Genomic DNA, 17,969 nt, shown 5'->3' with positions numbered 1-17,969 from the left:
CATTACCGGAAACGCGGGTCTTCGATCTCTCCGTCCCTTTAGGCTGCATTGCCTTGCACGCGGTCCGCGGGAAACGGGTCACCCGTCCCTGACGCGAACCGGAGTCGACCCTACCGGCCGTCTCGGCGCACACAAGTCCCCCCTCCCCCCGTCACGAATGAGGGCACGACGCGAATCGCCGACCGGCCAACTGGTGCGCGGAATAGACGCATTGGCCCTCCCGGTCGGCCACCTGCTGTTCTTGCGTGTTTCACGTGAAACAGCGACGTCGTGAGGGCGCGCTCCGCATGCGACTGCAACTGGCCAAAAGCTCGTATGACTCTGCCGAAACAGGTGGACGCCGGGGGCTCCTGTCGGACAGCCTGACCTGCGTGTCGACTCCTTCCCTTGCCGCTCTTCCCATCCGCCGCCTGACGCTGCGCGATCTCGCCGCCTGCGCCGACTTGTCCGAGGACCGGGGGTGGCCACGGGAGGAGCACAAGTGGGGCTTCCTCCTCACGGCCGGGAAGGGGTGGGGCATCGACGATCCCGAGGGTGGCTTGGTCAGCGCCTGCGTCGTCACCGAGTACGGACCGCATGAACGCCCGGCCCTCGCCGCGATCGGCATGGTCCTGGTCGCCGGACGGCACGCCCGGCAGGGCGTCGGACGGCGGCTGATGCGCCACGTGGTCTCCGCGATGGGCACCACGCCCCTCACCCTGCACGCGACCCCGAACGGCCGCCCGCTCTACGAGGAACTCGGCTTCAAGGTCACTGGACGGGCGGAGATGGTGATGGGGCGCTTCATCGCCGGAGGACCGGAGCCGGCGGTCGCCACCCGTGCCGCGACCGCCGAGGATCTCGCGGCGATCCTCCGGCTGGACGAGCAGGTCTTCGGGACCGACCGCACCCACATCGTCACCCGACTGCCCGCGTTCGCGGACCAGTTGCGCGTGGCCGAGGAGGGCGGGCGGATCGTCGGCTACGCGGCCGCCTGGCCCAACATGGCGACACACGTCGTCGGCCCGCTCATCGCCCGGGACACGGCCGTGGCCCAGGCTCTCATCGCGTCTCTCGCCGCCCACACCGACCGCCCGCTGCGCACCGACATCGACGTGCGGCACGAGGAGCTGCTCGCCTGGGTGAAGGAGCGCGGTCTGGCCTCCGTCGCGTTCAATTCGGTGATGACCTACGGCATCACCGAGTTGCCCGGAGACTGGAGCCGGCGCTTCGCGCCGGTCACGGTCGCGGCGGGCTGACGGCCCTCGGCACGCCGAACGCCGGCTCCCCGAGCGGCGGGGAACCGGCGTCGTGGCGCCCCGAGGGGGCCGGCCGGGTCAGGCGAGGGTTTCCACGGCGGCCGTGGCGAAGGCGTGGTCCTGCTCGGGGGCTCCGCCACCGACGCCGATCGCGCCGATGAGGCGGCCGTCGCGGTGCACCGGCACGCCGCCGGCGATGAACAGCAGCGGCCGGTCGAGCGCGGTGGGGAGCGTGTGGAAGAGGCCTCCGGGCTGCACGGCGTCGACGAGGTCGGCGGTGGGCGCGTTCAGCTGGAGCGCCGTGTAGGCCTTGCGGGTGCTGGTCTCACCGGAGATCAGCACGGCGCGGTCGTCCCGCCGGAAGGCGAGCAGGTGCCCGCCCGCGTCCAGGACGGTGACGCTGACGGTGACCCCGGCGGCTTCGGCGGCACGGCTCGCGGCGGCGACGAGGGCGTCGGCGTCCTGGGTGGTCAGCGGGGCGACAGCGGTGGTGGTGCTCATGGGGGTGGTTCTCCTGGAGATGGTGCGGAGGGGACGGGTCGGAGTGGTCCGACCGCTCAGTGGTGGACGGCGGCCCGCTGTTCGGCGGGTGCGGACCCGGTGACGAGCGTGCTCGGCGCACCGGCGCGGCGCTCCAGGGCGGCCGAGGCAACGGCCAGGAGCAGGGCACCGGCGGCGAGGGCGGCACCGACCCAGTTGGGCGCGGTGTAACCGAGGCCCGCCGCGATCACGAGGCCACCGAGCCAGGCGGACAGGGCGTTGCCGAGGTTGAAGGCCCCGATGTTCACGGCGGAGGCCAGGGTGGGCGCGCCGTGCGCCTGGTCGAGGACCCGCTTCTGGAGCGGGGGGACGGTGGCGAAGCCCAGGGCACCGATCAGCGCGATCGTGACGGCCGACAGGACCTTGTCGTGCGCGGTGAGGGTGAACAGCGCCAGGACGACGGCCAGGGCGCCCAGGGAGACGTACAGCATGGGCATCAGGGCACGGTCGGCGAACCTGCCGCCGACGAGGTTGCCGCCCACCATGCCGAGACCGAAGAGGACCAGCAGCCAGGTGACCGAGCCGTCGGCGAAGCCGGCGACGTGCGTCATCATCGGCGCGATGTAGGTGATGGCGGCGAAGACACCGCCGAAGCCGAGGACGGTCATCGCCATCGCGAGCAGGACCTGCACGTTCTTGAAGGCGGCCAGTTCGTGCCGCAGCCGCACGCCCTCCGGCTTGGGCATGTCGGGGACGAGCCGGGCGATGCCGGCCAGGCCGATGACACCGAGCGCGGCGACGATGCCGAAGGTGACCCGCCAGCCGACGGACTGCCCGACGAGCGTGCCCAGCGGGACGCCGACGACGTTGGCGACGGTCAGTCCGGTGAACATCATCGCGATGGCTCCGGCCTTCTTGTCCGGGGCGACCAGATCGGCGGCGACGACCGAGCCGATGCCGAAGAAGGCACCGTGGGCCAGCGAGGCGACGATCCGGCCGATCAGCATGACGCCGAAAGCGGGGGCGAGCGCCGACAGCAGGTTGCCGGCGATGAACAGGCCCATCAGCAGCATCAGCATCCGCTTGCGCGAGATCTTGGTGCCGAGGACGGTCATCAGCGGGGCGCCGAACATGACGCCGAGCGCGTAGCCGGTGACCAGGTAGCCGGCGGTGGGGATGGAGACCCCGTAGTCGCCCGCGACCTCGGGCAGCAAGCCCATGATCACGAACTCTGTCGTTCCGATCCCGAAGGCCCCGATCGCGAGGGCCAGAAGCGCGAGAGGCATGGAGGGGTAACCTTCCCAAACGATTGCAGGAGCGCTTTGCGTGCGTCCACAATAATTGCAGACGCGGGCTATATGCAAACGCCGTCTATTGCGTCATTGCTCTATCCTGGGAGTCAGCCGCCCCGGGACGGAGGAAACGCCCATGACTGCGACGGACCCCGCGCTCACCGCCCTCACCCAGGGCTGGTGCGCCCTCTCCCTGCTGCACGGGAGGATCGAGTCCCACATCGAGCGGGCTCTGCAGGCCAAGCACGGCCTCAGCGCGCGCGAGTACTCCCTGCTGGACGTGCTCAGCCGGCAGCACGACGGCGAAGGAGGCCATCTGCAGATGAAGCAGGTCGCCGACGCGGTCGTTCTCAGCCAGAGCGCCACCACACGCCTGGTGACGCGCCTGGAGGACCGCGGGCTCCTGGAGCGCTACCTGTGCCCCACCGACCGCCGGGGCATCTACACGAACGTCACCGAGGCGGGCCTGAAGCTGCTGACGGAGGCACGGCCGACCAATGACGCCGCCCTGCGCGAAGCCCTCGACGAGGCGGCGAAGAAGCCCGAGCTGGCCCCGCTGGTCCAGGTCGTCGAGACCCTGACGGCCCCGGTGCCCGTATAGCCCGCCCCGGCGCCGGCCTGCGTACGGTGCTCCCATGGGAGATCTTGAAATACGCACCGCCGGCGCCGACGACGTCCCGGCGATCGTCGCCCTGCTGGCGGACGACCCGCTGGGCGCACAGCGCGAGTCACCGGACGACCTCACGCCGTACCTGACCGCGCTGGAGCGGCTTCGTGCCGATCCGAACCAGCGCCTGGTCGTGGCGGTCCGCGAGGGTCGCGTGGTCGGCACGCTTCAGCTCACGATCATCCCCGGGCTGTCCCGGCGCGGCGCGACCAGGTCGATCATCGAAGGCGTCCGCATCCACGCCGAGGAGCGCGGCAGCGGTCTGGGGTCCCGGCTCATCGAGTGGGCCGTCGACGAATCCCGTGCGGCGGGCTGTCAGTTGGTCCAGCTGACCTCCGACAAGTCCCGCACCGACGCCCACCGCTTCTACGAGCGGCTCGGCTTCACGGCCTCCCACACCGGCTTCAAGCTCCAGCTCTGACCGGCAGTCGCAGGTGCCCGTGTTTCACGTGAAACACGGGCACCCCGTCCTTTCTCGCTCAGCCGATCCCGCGCCAGCCCTCGGGGTCGACTCCTCCCGGCACGGGAGCCGTCTCGTCGTACGGCTGACGCGTGAACACGAACGAGCCGAGGTCCAGATGGCTCACGGACCCGTCCGGCCTCCGTACGGCCTTGAGCAGCTCTCCGGCGTAGTAGCCCTCCAGGCCGGTCCAGGTGCCGTCCCCGTTCGGGCGGAAGCGCGAGCGGCGCCCGTTGCCGGACAGCGGCTCCAGGGAGGCGAGCCCGTCGGCCGTGAGCCGCAGGGCGAAGGGGTAGGTCCCCCAGTACCACGGGCCCGCCAGCTCCAGCGCGGCCGGCTCCACCTCGCGCATGGGCCTCCACGCAGCGGGGATGCGCGGCTCGGCCTCGGCGACGATCCGGACGAGGTCGGCGGCGACCGCCGACACCGAAGGGCCCGAGGTGCAGTTGGCCAGCACGACCGCCGCCACGTCGTCCGCCACACTGATGCTGACGTTCGCCAGGAAGCCCGGCAGGGATCCGCTGTGCCCCACCAGCAGGCGGCCGTGCCGGCGCTGGAGCTGCAGACCGAGGCCGTAGGCGTCACCGGACAGGACGTCCACGGCCTCCGCGGGCGCCGCCGGGGTCCGCATCTCGCGCAGCGATGCGGAGCTCAGCACCCGCTCGTCGCCCCGCACGAGGAAGGCCGCGAACCGGGCCAGGTCCGCGGTGGTCGACCAGAGTTGCCCGGCGGGTGCCATACGGCCGAGGTCCTCGGCGGGCTCGGGCAGCAGGACGTCGGCCCAGGGATGCACCGCCCACCCGCCCGCGTGCGGGGCACTCGGCCGTACGCTCGTCCGGTCCAGCCCCAGGGGTTCGAGCACTTCGCGCCGCAGTGCCTCCTCCCAGGAGGTGCCGCGCAGTTGTTCCACGAGCGCGCCCAGCAGCGTGTAGCCGGGGTTCGAGTAGTGGTGGCGCCGGCCGACGGGGTGCAGGAAGGGCTGCTCGCCGAGCACGTCGGACAGCTCCGGCCGCAGGGTTCCCGAGGTGCGCTCCCACCAGGGCCCGGGCGTCTCGGCCGCCAACCCCGCCGTGTGCGCGAGCAGTTCGGCGATCGTGGCCTCCCCCGCGCCCGTACCCGGCAGATGCTTCTCCAGCGGATCACCGAGCCCGAGCAGCCCTTCGTCACGCAGCCGCATCACGAGGACGGCGGTGAAGGTCTTGGTGATCGAGCCGATCCGGTACTGCACGGTGTGATCGGGCTCGTGCCCCTCCACCGATGGCCGGGCGCCGTGCCACACCGCCCTGCCGTCCCGGACGACGGCCGCGACCAGCGACGGCGCTCGTCCTTCCGCCTGTGCCACGGCGATCCGGTGCACCAGCGCGCGACGCGTGGCGGGAAGCAGCTCTTCCTGAGGTGTCGTCATGGGCCCAGTCCATCCGGCCCGCTCGCGGGAGTCGACTCCTTTTCACCGGCGCGTCCTGCCGGTGGGCGGACGGATCAGGTCTGCGCCATGTCCACGAACCGCGAGTAGTGACCCTGGAAGGCGACGGTGATCGTCGCCGTCGGGCCGTTTCGGTGCTTGGCCACGATCAGGTCCGCCTCACCCGCGCGGGGCGACTCCTTCTCGTAGGCGTCCTCGCGGTGCAGCAGGATGACCATGTCGGCGTCCTGCTCGATGGAACCGGACTCACGCAGGTCGGAGACCATCGGCTTCTTGTCCGTGCGCTGCTCGGGTCCACGGTTCAGCTGGGAGAGCGCGATGACCGGGATCTCCAGCTCCTTGGCGAGCAGCTTGAGGTTACGGGACATGTCCGAGACCTCCTGCTGACGGCTCTCGGCCCGCTTGGACCCGCCGGACTGCATCAGCTGGAGGTAGTCGATGACGACCAGCCGCAGGTCGTTGCGCTGCTTGAGGCGGCGGCACTTCGCGCGGATCTCCATCATCGACAGGTTCGGGGAGTCGTCGATGTAGAGCGGGGCGGCGGAGACGTCCGGCATGCGCCGGGCCAGACGCGTCCAGTCGTCGTCCGTCATCGTGCCGGAGCGCATGTGGTGCAGGGCGACCCGTGCCTCGGCGGACAGCAGGCGCATCGCGATCTCGTTGCGCCCCATCTCGAGGGAGAAGATCACGCTCGGCAGGTTGTTCTTGATCGAGGCCGCTCGGGCGAAGTCGAGCGCGAGCGTGGACTTGCCCATGGCGGGACGGGCGGCGATGACGATCATCTGGCCGGGGTGCAGGCCGTTGGTGAGCGAGTCGAAGTCCGTGAACCCCGTGGGCACGCCGGTCATCTCGCCGCTGCGCGAGCCGATCGCCTCGATCTCGTCGAGGGCGCCCTCCATGATGTCGCCGAGCGGCAGGTAGTCCTCGCTGGTGCGCTGCTCGGTGACCGCGTAGATCTCGGCCTGGGCGCGGTTGACGATCTCGTCCACGTCGTCGTCGGCCGCGTATCCCATCTGCGTGATGCGCGTGCCCGCCTCGACCAGGCGGCGCAGGACCGCGCGCTCGTGGACGATCTCCGCGTAGTAGGCCGCGTTGGCCGCCGTGGGCACCGTCTGGACGAGGGTGTGCAGATAGGAGGCCCCGCCGACCTTGTTGATCTCGCCGCGCTTGGTGAGCTCGGCGGCGATCGTGATGGGGTCGGCCGGCTCGCCCTTGGCGTAGACGTCCAGGACGGCCTGGTAGATCGTCTCGTGGGCCGGTTTGTAGAAGTCGTGGCCCTTGAGGATCTCGACGACGTCGGCGATCGCGTCCTTGGACAGCAGCATGCCGCCGAGGACGGACTGCTCCGCCTCGATGTCCTGCGGGGGCACCCGCTCGAACGCCGGGCTCGAACCGCCGTCCCACGCCCCGTTGTCCGGACCGCGCTCGTGCTGTTCGTCACGGGACCGGCCGCCGTCGCCCCGGCGGCGGGAGGAGGGCAGACGATCACTGGGCCCGCTGTCGGCCCACGGGTCGTCCAAGGGCTCGGAAATGCTCACCGAGCCACCTCCTCCCGTCCGCCGCAGCAGACCTCGCCGTGCCTCTCTGTTCTACGGCACGGCACTGACAAATGAGAGGCCCAACTCCGGTTGGTCGGCGCCGGTTTTGCGGCGTTTTGAAAACCGGCGGACGGAGCGGGCGCCGGACCACGGTAGGCCTCTCGGCACCGTCAGCCAATCTGGTTATCCACAGGCCATGTGGACGACGGCCCAGATGCTGTGGAGAACTCGGCGAAACCTGTGCACGACCCGGTGGACAGCCCTGTGAACAAGCAGCGCCCTCACCCAGCGAGACCTTTCTGACCTGCACCTTTGCCATCCACCGGCTGTGCAGAAGAAAAACTTCCCCAACCGGCGCAAGATCGCTTCGAAAGGTGCACAGCAGTGCGCGTCCCGGAACGCAAAGTAAGGGTCCCAAAGGCTTTGCATCTCTTACCTGTGGACGATTAGATTGGTGCACATGACACAGGCCCCCGCGCGCCGTCGAGACGGCCGGAGACAGCACGACCGAGAGATCGTCGCGCTGGCCGTGCCGGCCTTCGGCGCACTCGTCGCCGAGCCCCTCTTCCTGCTGGCCGACACCGCCATCGTCGGCCATCTGGGCACGGCCCAGCTCGCCGGTCTCGGCGTCGCCTCGGCCTTGCTGATGACCGCCGTCAGCGTCTTCGTCTTCCTCGCCTACGCCACCACGGCGGCGGTCGCCCGCCGAGTGGGTGCGGGTGATCTCCAGGCCGCCATCCGGCAGGGCATGGACGGCATCTGGCTGGCGCTGCTCCTCGGCGCCGCCGTCGTGGCCGTCGCTCTGCCCACGGCACCCCACCTCGTGGACGTCTTCGGGGCGTCGGAGGCGGCGGCCCCCTACGCCACCACCTATCTGCGCATCTCCGTGCTCGGCATCCCCGCCATGCTCGTCGTCCTCGCCGCGACCGGAGTCCTGCGCGGCCTGCAGGACACCAAGACCCCGCTCTACGTCGCCATCGCCGGATTCGTCGCGAACGGCGCCCTCAACGCCGGGCTCGTCTACGGCGCCGACCTGGGGATCGCCGGCTCCGCCTGGGGCACGGTCATCGCGCAGTGCGGCATGGCCGCGGTCTATCTCGTCGTGGTCCTCCGGGGCGCCCGCAAGCACGGCGCCTCCTTGCGCCCGGACGCCGTCGGGATCAGGGCCTCGGCTCAGGCGGGAGTGCCCTTGCTGGTGCGGACCCTCTCCCTGAGGGCGATTCTGATGATCGCCACGGCGGTCGCCGCCCGGCTCGGGGACGCCGACATCGCCGCCCACCAGATCATCCTGTCCCTGTGGAGCCTGCTCGCCTTCGCCCTCGACGCCATCGCCATCGCGGGGCAGGCCATCATCGGCCGGTACCTCGGAGCCGGTGACGCCCAGGGCGCCCGCGACGCCTGCCGCCGGATGGTGGAGTGGGGCATCGCCGTCGGAGTCGTTCTCGGCATCCTGGTGGTCATCACCCGCCCGGTGTTCCTGCCCCTCTTCAGCAGCGACCCCGCGGTCATGGACGTGGCTCTGCCCGCGCTGGTCATCGTCGCCCTCTCCCAGCCGATCTCCGGCATCGTCTTCGTCCTGGACGGCGTGCTGATGGGCGCCGGCGACGGCCCCTATCTCGCCTGGGCGATGCTGCTCACTCTCGCGGTGTTCACCCCGGCAGCGCTGCTGGTACCGGTGCTGGGCGGTGGGCTCACCGCGCTGTGGGCCACGATGACGCTGATGATGACCGTGCGGATGCTGACCCTGTGGCTCCGTAGCCGCTCGGGACGCTGGATCGTGACGGGCGCGACGCGCTGACCGTTTCACGTGAAACATCGACGGTTTCACGTGAAACAGGGGTTGCTCCACAGAACGCGCTGTTTCACGTGAAACCCGTCCGGACAGCCGGGAGCCGGGCAGGCCAACCGGCGCCGGACACGACGATGGGGCCGTACCCCGCAGGGCACGACCCCATCGCTCACTGCTTCAGCGAGCGCAGCACTCAGGCCGCGACGACCTCGACGTTGACCTTGGCGGCAACCTCGGGGTGCAGACGCACGGACGTCTCGTGAGCGCCCAGCGTCTTGATCGGCGAGCCCAGCTCGATGCGGCGCTTGTCGACCTCGGGGCCACCGGAAGCCTTGATCGCGGACGCGATGTCGGCCGGGGTGACGGAACCGAAGAGACGACCGGCGTCGCCGGAGCGGACGGCCAGACGGACCTTGACGCCTTCGAGCTGGGCCTTCACCTGGTTGGCCTGCTCGATGGTCTGGATCTCGTGGATCTTGCGAGCACGACGGATCTGCTCGACGTCCTTCTCGCCACCCTTGGTCCAGCGGATCGCGAACTTCCGCGGGATCAGGTAGTTGCGAGCGTAGCCGTCCTTGACGTCGACGACGTCGCCCGCGGCGCCGAGGCCGGAGACCTCGTGGGTGAGGATGATCTTCATGAGTCGGTCACCCTTCCCTTATCGCGCGGTGGACGTGTAGGGCAGCAGCGCCATCTCACGGCTGTTCTTGACGGCCGTGGCGACGTCACGCTGGTGCTGCGTGCAGTTGCCGGTCACGCGGCGGGCACGGATCTTGCCGCGGTCGGAAATGAACTTCCGCAGCATGTTCGTGTCCTTGTAGTCCACGTACGTGACCTTGTCCTTGCAGAAAGCGCAGACCTTCTTCTTAGGCTTGCGCACAGGCGGCTTCGCCATGGTGTTTCTCCTGTGTGATCAAGAAGTGTGGGTGCGAGCCCGCCCTTAGAAGGGGGGCTCGTCCGAGTAGCCGCCGCCACCGCCGCCGCCGGAGTTTCCACCCCAGCCGCCGCCACCGCCCTGGTTGCCACCGGCGGGAGCACCGGTCGCCCACGGGTCGTCGGCAGGAGCTCCGCCGCCTTGCTGGCCGCCGCCGGGGCCGCCGCCCCAGCCGCCGCCACCCTGGCCGCCGCCACCGCCGCCGCCGTAACCGCCCTGGCCACCTCGGCCGCTGGTCTTGGTGACCTTGGCCGTGGCGTTGCGCAGGCTGGCGCCGACTTCCTCGACGTCCAGCTCGTAGACCGTGCGCTTGACACCCTCACGGTCCTCGTAGGACCGCTGCTTCAGCCGGCCCTGCACGATGACGCGCATGCCTCGCTGGAGCGACTCCGCGACGTTCTCCGCCGCCTGACGCCAGACCGAGCAGGTCAGGAACAGGCTCTCGCCGTCCTTCCACTCGTTCGTCTGGCGGTCGAAGGTGCGGGGAGTGGACGCGACACGGAACTTCGCGACGGCCGCACCGGAGGGGGTGAAGCGCAGCTCGGGGTCGTCGACAAGATTGCCGACCACCGTGATGACGGTCTCGCCTGCCATGGGGGAACCTCTCGGCGGGTTTGCTCTGGCTGCTTGCTACTCGAATCCCGGGATCAGCTGAGCGTGGAAGCTCAGTGCATCTCGGGACGGAGGACCTTGGTCCGGAGGACCGACTCGTTCAGGTTCATCTGGCGGTCGAGCTCCTTGACGACCGCAGGCTCGGCCTGCAGGTCGATGACCGAGTAGATGCCCTCGGGCTTCTTCTTGATCTCGTACGCGAGACGACGACGACCCCAGGTGTCGACCTTCTCGACCTTTCCGCCGCCGTCACGGACGACAGAAAGGAAGTTCTCGATCAGCGGGGAGACAGCGCGCTCCTCGACGTCGGGGTCGAGGATGACCATCACCTCGTAGTGACGCATGTGGAACCCACCTCCTTTGGACTCAGCGGCCACGGTCGTTCCGTGGCAGGAGGGTTGTGATGCGTAGGCAACGGTATCGGCCACCACTGACAGTCAGGGGTTCTGTGGAGAAGCCCGTGCCATGACATGGGCAGACACCGGTGCGGACGGTACAGAGTACCCGCACGGTGGCTTCCGGTTGAAATCCGGTCGCGAGGGCAGCCAATCTGTACACATCGGGTGTGTATGGCGCTACGATGCGCCGACTTTCGCAGGAGGTGCCCTATGGCACAGGCATTGCGACCCAACACCGCCGGCGGCCTCTTCGCCACGGACGGCAAGCCCCACCCCCTCCAGGACACGCTGCTCGCGGTGACCCTGGTGCTGGGCCTCACCTCGTTCCTCACGGCGATCATCAGCGACGACCTGCACGTGCTCAGTTCCTGGGCCGGCCTGGTGGGCATTCTCACGGGCGCCTACGGCCAGTGGATCTCGGAGACGACGCGTGAGCGCTTCGGCCTGATCCTGGGCCTGGGCACCTCGGGCGTCGGATTCTTCCTGGGCATGATGCACGGCGGCCTCATCGGCTGACGCCGGAGCACCCCTTCTCGCACAACGGACGGCACCCCGGCCGTCCTCGGGCCGGGGCGCAGGTGCCGTACGCCCAACCGGCGCGCTCCCACGGCGCAGTAGGCTTCGCGCGAGAGCCGGAGCCCCTGAACCCATGGGGACACACCAGCCCGAGGAGCGCCCCGAATGAGCCTGACCCTGAGGACCATCAGTCGAGAGCAGCATCTGGCCTACATCCAGAGCCTGCCGTCGGCGAGCCACATGCAGGTCCCGGCCTGGGCTGACGTCAAGGCGGAGTGGCGCTCCGAGAACCTCGGCTGGTTCGACGAGCGCACCGGCGAGCTGGTCGGCGTGGGTCTCGTCCTCTACCGGCAGCTCCCCAAGATCAAGCGCTACCTCGCGTACCTGCCCGAGGGCCCCGTCATCAACTGGTTCGCGCCGAATCTGCAGGAGTGGATCGAGCCGATGCTGGCGCACCTGAAGCAGCAGGGCGCCTTCTCCGTGAAGATGGGCCCGCCGGTGATCATCCGGCGCTGGGAGGCCACGTCCATCAAGGCGGGCATCCAGAACCCGGACGTGAAGCGGCTGCGCGACATCGAGGCCGACCACATCGAGCCGCGCGCGTTCGAGGTGGCCGACAAGCTGCGCCGCATGGGCTGGCAGCAGGGCGAGGACGGCGGTGCCGGCTTCGGCGACGTCCAGCCGCGCTACGTCTACCAGGTGCCGCTGGCGAACCGTTCCCTGGAAGAGGTCCACAAGAACTTCAACCAGCTGTGGCGCCGCAACATCAAGAAGGCCGAGAAGGCCGGCGTCGAGGTCGTCCAGGGCGGCTACCAGGACCTCGAGGAATGGCAGCGGCTGTACGAGATCACGGCCGTGCGCGACCACTTCCGGCCGCGCCCGCTGTCGTACTTCCAGCGTATGTGGACGGCCCTCAACTCCGAGGACCCCAACCGCATGCGGCTGTACTTCGCGCGGCACAACGGCGTGAACCTGTCGGCGGCGACGATGCTGATCGTCGGCGGCCACGTCTGGTACTCCTACGGCGCCTCCGACAACATCGGCCGCGAGGTCCGGCCGTCGAACGCCATGCAGTGGCGGATGCTGCGCGACGCCTACGCGCTCGGCGCGACCGTCTACGACCTGCGCGGCATCTCGGACTCGCTGGACGAGACCGACCACCTCTTCGGCCTGATCCAGTTCAAGGTGGGCACCGGCGGCCAGGCGGCCGAGTACCTCGGCGAGTGGGACTTCCCGCTCAACAAGCTGCTGCACAAGGCGCTCGACATCTACATGTCGCGCCGTTGATGTCCCGTTCAGTGCTTCGATACCTCTGACACACGGCAACCGCTGTTCCACCGCAACGCTGATTCACGGCGACCACGAGAAAGGTTCCAGGTCCGGCCATGGCGCTCACGCTCTACGTCGACACCGCGCGCTGGCGGGCGCACCACAAGCACGTGCAGGAGCAGTTCCCCGGCCTCGTGCCGGTCTGCAAGGGCAACGGCTACGGTTTCGGGCACGAGCGGCTGGCGGAGGAGGCCACGCGGCTGGGCTCGGACGTCCTGGCCGTCGGCACGACGTACGAAGCCGCCCGGATCAAGGACTGGTTCAGCGGGGACCTGCTGGTGCTGACGCCCTACCGGCGCGGCGAGGAGCCGGTGCCGCTGCCGGACCGGGTGATCCGCTCGGTCTCGTCGATAGACGGTGTGTACGGCCTCGTCGGCGCCCGTGTGGTGATCGAGGTGATGTCCTCGATGAAGCGGCACGGCATCGGCGAGGAGGACCTGGCCCAGCTGCACGCCGCCATCGAGAACGTCCGGCTGGAGGGTTTCGCCCTCCACCTGCCCCTGGATCGCACCGACGGGTCGGACGCGGTCGAGGAGGTCATCGGCTGGATGGATCGGCTGCGCGCGGCCCGGCTGCCGCTGCACACGATGTTCGTCAGCCACCTCAAGGCCGAGGATCTCGTCCGGCTCCAGCAGCAGTTCCCGCAGACCCGGTTCCGGGCCCGTATCGGCACGCGGCTGTGGCTGGGGGACCACGACGCCACCGAGTACCGCGGCGCCGTCCTCGACGTCACGCGCGTCGCCAAGGGCGACCGCTTCGGCTACCGGCAACAGAAGGCCGCCTCCGACGGCTTCCTGGTGGTCGTGGCGGGCGGAACGTCGCACGGGGTGGGCCTGGAGGCCCCGAAGGCGCTGCACGGGGTCATGCCGCGCGCCAAGGGCGTCGCCCGCGCCGGCCTGGCGACGGTGAACCGGAACCTTTCTCCCTTCGTCTGGGGCGGCAAGCAGCGCTGGTTCGCCGAACCGCCGCACATGCAGGTGTCGATCCTGTTCGTCCCCGCGGACGCGCCCGAGCCGAAGGTCGGCGACGAGCTGGTGGCCCATCTGCGGCACACCACCACGCAGTTCGACCGGCTCGTGGACCGCTGACCGCCACACGCCGACGAGAAGGCCGTACAGGGTCTCCCTGTACGGCCTTCCGCATGACCGGCGCCTACGCCGCGCTGCGTTCGCTCAGAGCGAACCGCCCGCGGCGTCCCGCTTGCCCCACTCGATGGGCGTCCCCGCGGCATGGGCCTCCGCCTGCCGGCGGGAGCGGGCCGCGGGACCGAGGACGAACACGTCCTCGGCGCCGTCGAGGACCCCGCCCGAGGGGTCGTCGTCGCCCGACCGGCGCACCGGGTCGCGCTCCGGCAGGAAGATGTCGCGTACGACCATCACGCAGAGGTAGAGCGTGCCCAGCAGATGCAGGGCGATGGCCCAGTGGTAGCCGTCGGTGGGCAGCCCTTTGTGGGCGTCCCCGCTGGTCGTGTACGCGAGGTACAGCCAGATCCCCAGGAAGTACGCCACCTCGCAGGCCTGCCAGATCAAAAAATCCCGCCACTTGGGCCGGGCGAGGGCGGCCAGCGGCACCAGCCACAGCACGTACTGGGGCGAGTAGACCTTGTTGGTGAGGATGAACGCCGCGACGATCAGGAAGGCGAGCTGGGCGAACCGCGGACGGCGCGGAGCGGTCAGCGCGAGGGCCGCGACACCCGCGCAGCACACCAGCATCAGCAGCGTCGCCAGGGTGTTGACGGTGTCGGTGGCAAGTGGGTCGTCCGAGTTCTGGGCCATGATCAGCCAGAACGAGCCGAAGTCGACGCCCCGCTCCTGGCTGAACGTGTAGAACTTCGACCAGCCTTCGAAGGCGAAGAGCATCACCGGACCGTTGACGACGATCCAGGCCACGACCGCGCCGCCCACGGCCGTGGCGAACTCGCGCCAGCGGCCGGCGCGCCAGCACAGCACCAGCAGCGGCCCGAGCAGCAGGAAGGGGTACAGCTTGGCGGCCGTGGCCAGCCCCAGCAGGACGCCGAAGGCCAGGGAGCGGCCGCGGGACCACATCAGCATCGCGGCGGCCGTCAGAGCGACCGCCAGCAGGTCCCAGTTGATCGTCGCCGTCAGCGCGAAGGCGGGTGCCAGGGCGACCAGCAGGCCGTCCCAGGGGCGCCGGGCGTGAGTGCGGGTCACGCAGACGGCGATGACGGACGCGCAGACCATGAGCATCCCGGCGTTGACCATCCAGTACCACTGTTCCTGGTCCTGGATGGTGCCGCTGCCGGGCGTGAGCCAGGAGGCGACCTCCATGAAGACGCCGGTCAGCACCGGGTACTCCAGGTACTGCATGTCGCCGGGGAGCCGGTCGAAGTACGGCACGAGCCCGTCGGCGAAACCGCGCCCCTGGTAGAGGTGCGGAATGTCCGAGTAACAGGCGTGCGTGTACTGGGAGCTGGCGCCGAAGAACCAGGCGCCGTTGTAGCAGGGCGCCTTCTGGACCAGGCCGAGGGCGAACATCCCGATCGCCACCAGGGCGATCACCCGGACGGGAGTCCACCAGGACGCCCCGAGCAGGGCGCGCCGCCCGAGCGGGCCGCCGATCAGCTCGCTGCCGGCCGCGGCGACCTTGTCCTCGTGCGTCGGCCGCACCGGGTCCGGCTCGTGGACGCTCGCTGGCGTCGTTTCTGCGCTGGGCATGTCGCACATCCTGCCGTACGGGTCCGGAAAAACGTCGAGGGCCGCCGTACCCGGGAAGGTACGGCGGCCCTTGTTTCACGTGAAACAGCGTGTTTCACGTGAAACACCCAAGCCGGGCGATCGGTCGGCTATCCGGCGGGGCCTCCGAAGATGCCCCCGTTGCCATTGCCTCTGGTGTTGCCGCCGTCCAGGTCGGTACCGGTCGGGCTGGGCTCGGTACTCGCTCCTCCGTCCGTGCCCCCGTTGTCCTCGCCACCGTTCTGGCCGCCGTTCTCCTCCTCACAGCCGAAGAAGCCACAGGTGTCGCTCGGCGTGGGCGAGGGAGAGGTCGGCGTCTCGCTGGGCGTGGCGCTCGGCGTCTCGCTCGGCGTCTCGCTCGGCTGCTCACTGGGGGTCGGGGTGGGCGACGGGGCACCGACCGCGTCCTGGACGTCGCCGATCGGCTCGGCGGCGGGGAAGCCGGGGTCGGGCTCGCCCTTGAGCGCGGCCTTCATGTACTCGGTCCACACCAGCGTCGGGACGTCACCACCGTGGATGGACTTCTCACCCGCTGTGCCGTTCATGGAGAGCAGCTTGGCGCTCTTGGGATCCTCACGGAACATCGCGACCGAGGTCGACAGCTGCTGCGTGTAGCCGACGAACCAGGCCGACTTGTTCTCGTCCGTCGTACCGGTCTTGCCGGCCGCCGTACGGCCCAGCGCCAGCGCCTTCTGGCCCGTGCCGTTCTGGATGACGTTCTCCAGGACGTCCGTGACGTTGTTGGCCACGTTCTCGGGCATCGCCTGCGTGATCCTCGGCTTGGTGAAGCCGCCGATCTCCTCACCGTTGAACTTGACGCTGGTCACCGAGTACGGAGCGGCCTGCTTGCCGGCGGCGGCGAACGTCGCGTAGGCGTCGGCCATGCGGATCGCGCTGGGGGTGGACGTACCGAGCGCGAACGACGGGTTGAGCGTGGCGAAGCTGCCGTCCAGGATGCCGGCCCTCTCGGCCACGTCCCGCACGTTCCTCATCCCCACGTCCATGCCGAGCTGCACGAACGGCGTGTTGACGGACTGCTCCATCGCCTTGCGAAGGGTGATGTAGCCCCAGGCGCGGTCGCTCTCGTTCTTCTGCAGGAACGGCGTGTTGTCCTTCTTCAGGACGTACGAGCCGTCGTTGTTCAGGACCTTCAGACGGTCGTTGCCGTTGTACTTGCTCATCGGCGAGAGCGGACCGTCACTGCGGTAGGTCCCGTGCTCCATGGCCGCGGCGAGCACGAACGGCTTCCACGTCGAACCGACGGGGACACCCGAGGTGTCCGCGTTGTTGTTGAAGTGGCCGTTCTCGTAGCCGGCACCACCGTAGAGGGCGACGATCGCACCGTCCTTGGGCTTCACCGACGCCGCGCCGAACTGGACGTGCTTGTCCAGCTCGCGCTTCTCCGGGTCCAGCTTCTCCTTCTCGATCTTCTTCACGGCCCTGGCCAAGGCCTCGACCTTGCTCTTCTCGAAGGTCGTCTTGATCTGGTAGCCGCCCTGGTCGAACTGCTGCTCCGTGATGTTGGAGTGGTTCAGGACGTACTTCTTGGCCGTGTCCACCAGGTAGCTGATCTGACCGGTCATGCCCTTGGTGGCCTTGCGGCCCTGCGGCGTGGGGTACCTCTTGATCGCCTTCTGGTACTGCTCGTCCGTGAGCTTGTCGTCGTTGTGCATCTGCTCGAGGATCCAGGCCCAGCGCTCCTTGGACCGCTTGAGGTTGGCGTCCCTGCTCGCCGCCGGGTCCAGGCTCTCGTTGCCCGCCGGGTCGTAGTACGTCGGGCCCTTGAGCAGCGCCGCGAGGAAGGCGCACTCGCTCGGCTCGAGCTGGTGCGCGTCCTTGCCGTAGTACGTCTGCGCGGCGGCCTGGATGCCGTAGGCGCCCCGCCCGTAGTACGAGGTGTTGAGGTAGCCCTGGAGGATCTCCTTCTTGCCGAGCTTCGTGCCCACCTTGATGGAGATGAACATCTCCTTGAACTTGCGGGAGACCGTCTGCTCCTGGCTCAGGTACGTGTTCTTCACGAACTGCTGGGTGATCGTGGAGCCGCCCTGGGTGTCACCGCCCCGCGCCATGTTCGCCAGGGCTCGCGCGATGCCCATGGGGTCGACGCCCGAGTCCTCGTAGAAGGTCTTGTTCTCGGCCGAGATCACCGCGTCCTGCATGGCCTTCGGGATCCGGTCGATCGTGACGTTCTGCCGGTTCTGGCCACTGCCCGTCGCGACCATCTGCTGGCCGTTGGACCACAGGTAGACGTTGTTCTGCGACCGGGCCGCCGCGTTCTCCTCGGTGGGGACGCCCACCATGGCGTAGCCGATGCCCGCCACGGCCACCAGGCTGCCGAAGAAGCCGATGCACAGGCCGGAGACGAGCTTCCAGGACGGCATCCAGCGCTGCCAGCCGTATTTGCCGGCCCGCGGATAGTCGATCAGCCGCTTCTTGTCGGACACGGCGGCCCCACGCCCCCGCCCCCGGCCGGCGGCTGCCCCGGCCGCGCCCATGGCTGCGCCACGCCGGCCGCCTCGCGGCGGTTCGGCCACCCTGCGGCGGCCGCCCCCACTTCTCTGCGCCGCACGCCGGGCCTCGGCACGGCCGCCGTACGCACG

The 17,969-nt window shown here is 69.5% G+C and carries 17 protein-coding genes; 7 read left to right on the top strand and 10 right to left on the bottom strand.

Annotation, left to right across the window (positions count from 1 at the left end; translation table 11 throughout):
- The first annotated feature begins 371 nt into the window (after positions 1-371).
- Positions 372-1,238 carry a GNAT family N-acetyltransferase gene (locus ACIGAN_RS10875; RefSeq protein ID WP_399856728.1) on the top strand — a complete coding sequence of 289 codons (867 nt, stop codon included), beginning with the start codon at positions 372-374 and terminating at the stop codon, positions 1,236-1,238.
- A 78-nt stretch (positions 1,239-1,316) separates the two neighbouring features.
- On the opposite strand, the gene ACIGAN_RS10870 is transcribed toward ACIGAN_RS10875, so the two are convergent.
- On the bottom strand, positions 1,317-1,739 hold the full coding sequence (locus ACIGAN_RS10870; RefSeq protein ID WP_311682665.1) for a GlcG/HbpS family heme-binding protein: 423 nt from the start codon (positions 1,737-1,739) through the stop codon (positions 1,317-1,319).
- 56 nt (positions 1,740-1,795) lie between these two features.
- A complete protein-coding gene (locus tag ACIGAN_RS10865; RefSeq protein ID WP_365736475.1) occupies positions 1,796-3,004 on the bottom strand; it encodes an MFS transporter in 1,209 nt (402 codons plus the stop codon).
- Between the two features lie 142 nt (positions 3,005-3,146).
- On the opposite strand from ACIGAN_RS10865, the gene ACIGAN_RS10860 reads away from it, so the two are divergent.
- Both ACIGAN_RS10860 and ACIGAN_RS10855 read left to right on the top strand, forming a co-directional pair.
- Complete coding sequence (locus ACIGAN_RS10860; protein ID WP_365736473.1) at positions 3,147-3,611, top strand: MarR family winged helix-turn-helix transcriptional regulator; 465 nt, start codon at positions 3,147-3,149, stop codon at positions 3,609-3,611.
- A 34-nt stretch (positions 3,612-3,645) separates the two neighbouring features.
- Entirely contained in the window at positions 3,646-4,098 is a 453-nt protein-coding gene (locus ACIGAN_RS10855) for a GNAT family N-acetyltransferase (RefSeq protein ID WP_399856725.1), read from the top strand.
- Positions 4,099-4,156: 58 nt separating this feature from the next.
- Here ACIGAN_RS10855 and ACIGAN_RS10850 read toward each other — a convergent pair whose 3' ends face one another.
- Both ACIGAN_RS10850 and dnaB read right to left on the bottom strand, forming a co-directional pair.
- Complete coding sequence (locus ACIGAN_RS10850) at positions 4,157-5,542, bottom strand: serine hydrolase domain-containing protein (protein WP_399856723.1); 1,386 nt, start codon at positions 5,540-5,542, stop codon at positions 4,157-4,159.
- A gap of 74 nt (positions 5,543-5,616) precedes the next feature.
- On the bottom strand, positions 5,617-7,098 hold the full coding sequence (gene dnaB / locus ACIGAN_RS10845) for a replicative DNA helicase (protein WP_399856721.1): 1,482 nt from the start codon (positions 7,096-7,098) through the stop codon (positions 5,617-5,619).
- A gap of 460 nt (positions 7,099-7,558) precedes the next feature.
- Between dnaB and ACIGAN_RS10840 the strand changes: the two genes are divergently transcribed.
- Positions 7,559-8,896, top strand: a complete 1,338-nt coding sequence (locus tag ACIGAN_RS10840; RefSeq protein ID WP_399856719.1) for an MATE family efflux transporter — start codon at positions 7,559-7,561, stop codon at positions 8,894-8,896.
- A 184-nt stretch (positions 8,897-9,080) separates the two neighbouring features.
- Here ACIGAN_RS10840 and rplI read toward each other — a convergent pair whose 3' ends face one another.
- The 4 genes from rplI to rpsF all read right to left on the bottom strand — a co-directional run bounded on the left by rplI (position 9,081) and on the right by rpsF (position 10,777).
- Positions 9,081-9,527 (bottom strand): 50S ribosomal protein L9, encoded by a 447-nt coding sequence (gene rplI, locus ACIGAN_RS10835; protein ID WP_094054815.1) that lies wholly within the window; start codon positions 9,525-9,527, stop codon positions 9,081-9,083.
- Positions 9,528-9,545: 18 nt separating this feature from the next.
- The gene (rpsR, locus tag ACIGAN_RS10830) at positions 9,546-9,782 is read right to left on the bottom strand and encodes a 30S ribosomal protein S18 (protein WP_003949403.1); all 237 of its coding nucleotides are present in this window, start codon (positions 9,780-9,782) and stop codon (positions 9,546-9,548) included.
- Between the two features lie 45 nt (positions 9,783-9,827).
- Entirely contained in the window at positions 9,828-10,415 is a 588-nt protein-coding gene (locus tag ACIGAN_RS10825; RefSeq protein ID WP_362275863.1) for a single-stranded DNA-binding protein, read from the bottom strand.
- A 71-nt stretch (positions 10,416-10,486) separates the two neighbouring features.
- Positions 10,487-10,777: a 30S ribosomal protein S6 gene (gene rpsF / locus ACIGAN_RS10820; RefSeq protein WP_030237450.1), complete on the bottom strand. Its 291-nt coding sequence runs from the start codon at positions 10,775-10,777 to the stop codon at positions 10,487-10,489.
- Between the two features lie 264 nt (positions 10,778-11,041).
- Here rpsF and ACIGAN_RS10815 point away from each other — a divergent pair, with 264 nt between their 5' ends.
- The 3 genes from ACIGAN_RS10815 to ACIGAN_RS10805 all read left to right on the top strand — a co-directional run bounded on the left by ACIGAN_RS10815 (position 11,042) and on the right by ACIGAN_RS10805 (position 13,764).
- The gene (locus tag ACIGAN_RS10815; protein WP_399856717.1) at positions 11,042-11,347 is read left to right on the top strand and encodes a hypothetical protein; all 306 of its coding nucleotides are present in this window, start codon (positions 11,042-11,044) and stop codon (positions 11,345-11,347) included.
- A gap of 165 nt (positions 11,348-11,512) precedes the next feature.
- Positions 11,513-12,634 carry a peptidoglycan bridge formation glycyltransferase FemX gene (gene femX / locus ACIGAN_RS10810; protein WP_309093684.1) on the top strand — a complete coding sequence of 374 codons (1,122 nt, stop codon included), beginning with the start codon at positions 11,513-11,515 and terminating at the stop codon, positions 12,632-12,634.
- Between the two features lie 98 nt (positions 12,635-12,732).
- Positions 12,733-13,764 carry an alanine racemase gene (locus ACIGAN_RS10805; protein WP_399856714.1) on the top strand — a complete coding sequence of 344 codons (1,032 nt, stop codon included), beginning with the start codon at positions 12,733-12,735 and terminating at the stop codon, positions 13,762-13,764.
- A gap of 84 nt (positions 13,765-13,848) precedes the next feature.
- Here ACIGAN_RS10805 and ACIGAN_RS10800 read toward each other — a convergent pair whose 3' ends face one another.
- Together ACIGAN_RS10800 and ACIGAN_RS10795 are read right to left on the bottom strand one after the other, a co-directional pair.
- A complete protein-coding gene (locus ACIGAN_RS10800; protein WP_365088555.1) occupies positions 13,849-15,360 on the bottom strand; it encodes a glycosyltransferase family 87 protein in 1,512 nt (503 codons plus the stop codon).
- A 119-nt stretch (positions 15,361-15,479) separates the two neighbouring features.
- Entirely contained in the window at positions 15,480-17,750 is a 2,271-nt protein-coding gene (locus ACIGAN_RS10795; protein ID WP_399856814.1) for a transglycosylase domain-containing protein, read from the bottom strand.
- Positions 17,751-17,969: the final 219 nt, after the last annotated feature.

The sequence above is a fragment of the Streptomyces sp. NPDC085931 genome (assembly GCF_044540565.1).
GTDB lineage: Bacteria > Actinomycetota > Actinomycetes > Streptomycetales > Streptomycetaceae > Streptomyces.
The sequence above is the reverse complement of the archived record's forward strand: the minus strand, read 5'-3'. Positions and strand labels throughout refer to the sequence as shown.

Coding starts and splice junctions, on each gene's coding strand:
- ACIGAN_RS10870 (WP_311682665.1), bottom strand. CDS start 1,739: ATGAGCACCACCACCGCTGTCGCCCCGCTGACCACCCAGGACGCCGAC.
- ACIGAN_RS10865 (WP_365736475.1), bottom strand. CDS start 3,004: ATGCCTCTCGCGCTTCTGGCCCTCGCGATCGGGGCCTTCGGGATCGGA.
- ACIGAN_RS10860 (WP_365736473.1), top strand. CDS start 3,147: ATGACTGCGACGGACCCCGCGCTCACCGCCCTCACCCAGGGCTGGTGC.
- ACIGAN_RS10855 (WP_399856725.1), top strand. CDS start 3,646: ATGGGAGATCTTGAAATACGCACCGCCGGCGCCGACGACGTCCCGGCG.
- ACIGAN_RS10850 (WP_399856723.1), bottom strand. CDS start 5,542: ATGACGACACCTCAGGAAGAGCTGCTTCCCGCCACGCGTCGCGCGCTG.
- ACIGAN_RS10840 (WP_399856719.1), top strand. CDS start 7,559: ATGACACAGGCCCCCGCGCGCCGTCGAGACGGCCGGAGACAGCACGAC.
- rplI (WP_094054815.1), bottom strand. CDS start 9,527: ATGAAGATCATCCTCACCCACGAGGTCTCCGGCCTCGGCGCCGCGGGC.
- rpsR (WP_003949403.1), bottom strand. CDS start 9,782: ATGGCGAAGCCGCCTGTGCGCAAGCCTAAGAAGAAGGTCTGCGCTTTC.
- ACIGAN_RS10825 (WP_362275863.1), bottom strand. CDS start 10,415: ATGGCAGGCGAGACCGTCATCACGGTGGTCGGCAATCTTGTCGACGAC.
- rpsF (WP_030237450.1), bottom strand. CDS start 10,777: ATGCGTCACTACGAGGTGATGGTCATCCTCGACCCCGACGTCGAGGAG.
- ACIGAN_RS10815 (WP_399856717.1), top strand. CDS start 11,042: ATGGCACAGGCATTGCGACCCAACACCGCCGGCGGCCTCTTCGCCACG.
- femX (WP_309093684.1), top strand. CDS start 11,513: ATGAGCCTGACCCTGAGGACCATCAGTCGAGAGCAGCATCTGGCCTAC.
- ACIGAN_RS10805 (WP_399856714.1), top strand. CDS start 12,733: ATGGCGCTCACGCTCTACGTCGACACCGCGCGCTGGCGGGCGCACCAC.
- ACIGAN_RS10800 (WP_365088555.1), bottom strand. CDS start 15,360: ATGTGCGACATGCCCAGCGCAGAAACGACGCCAGCGAGCGTCCACGAG.
- ACIGAN_RS10795 (WP_399856814.1), bottom strand. CDS start 17,750: ATGCCGTCCTGGAAGCTCGTCTCCGGCCTGTGCATCGGCTTCTTCGGC.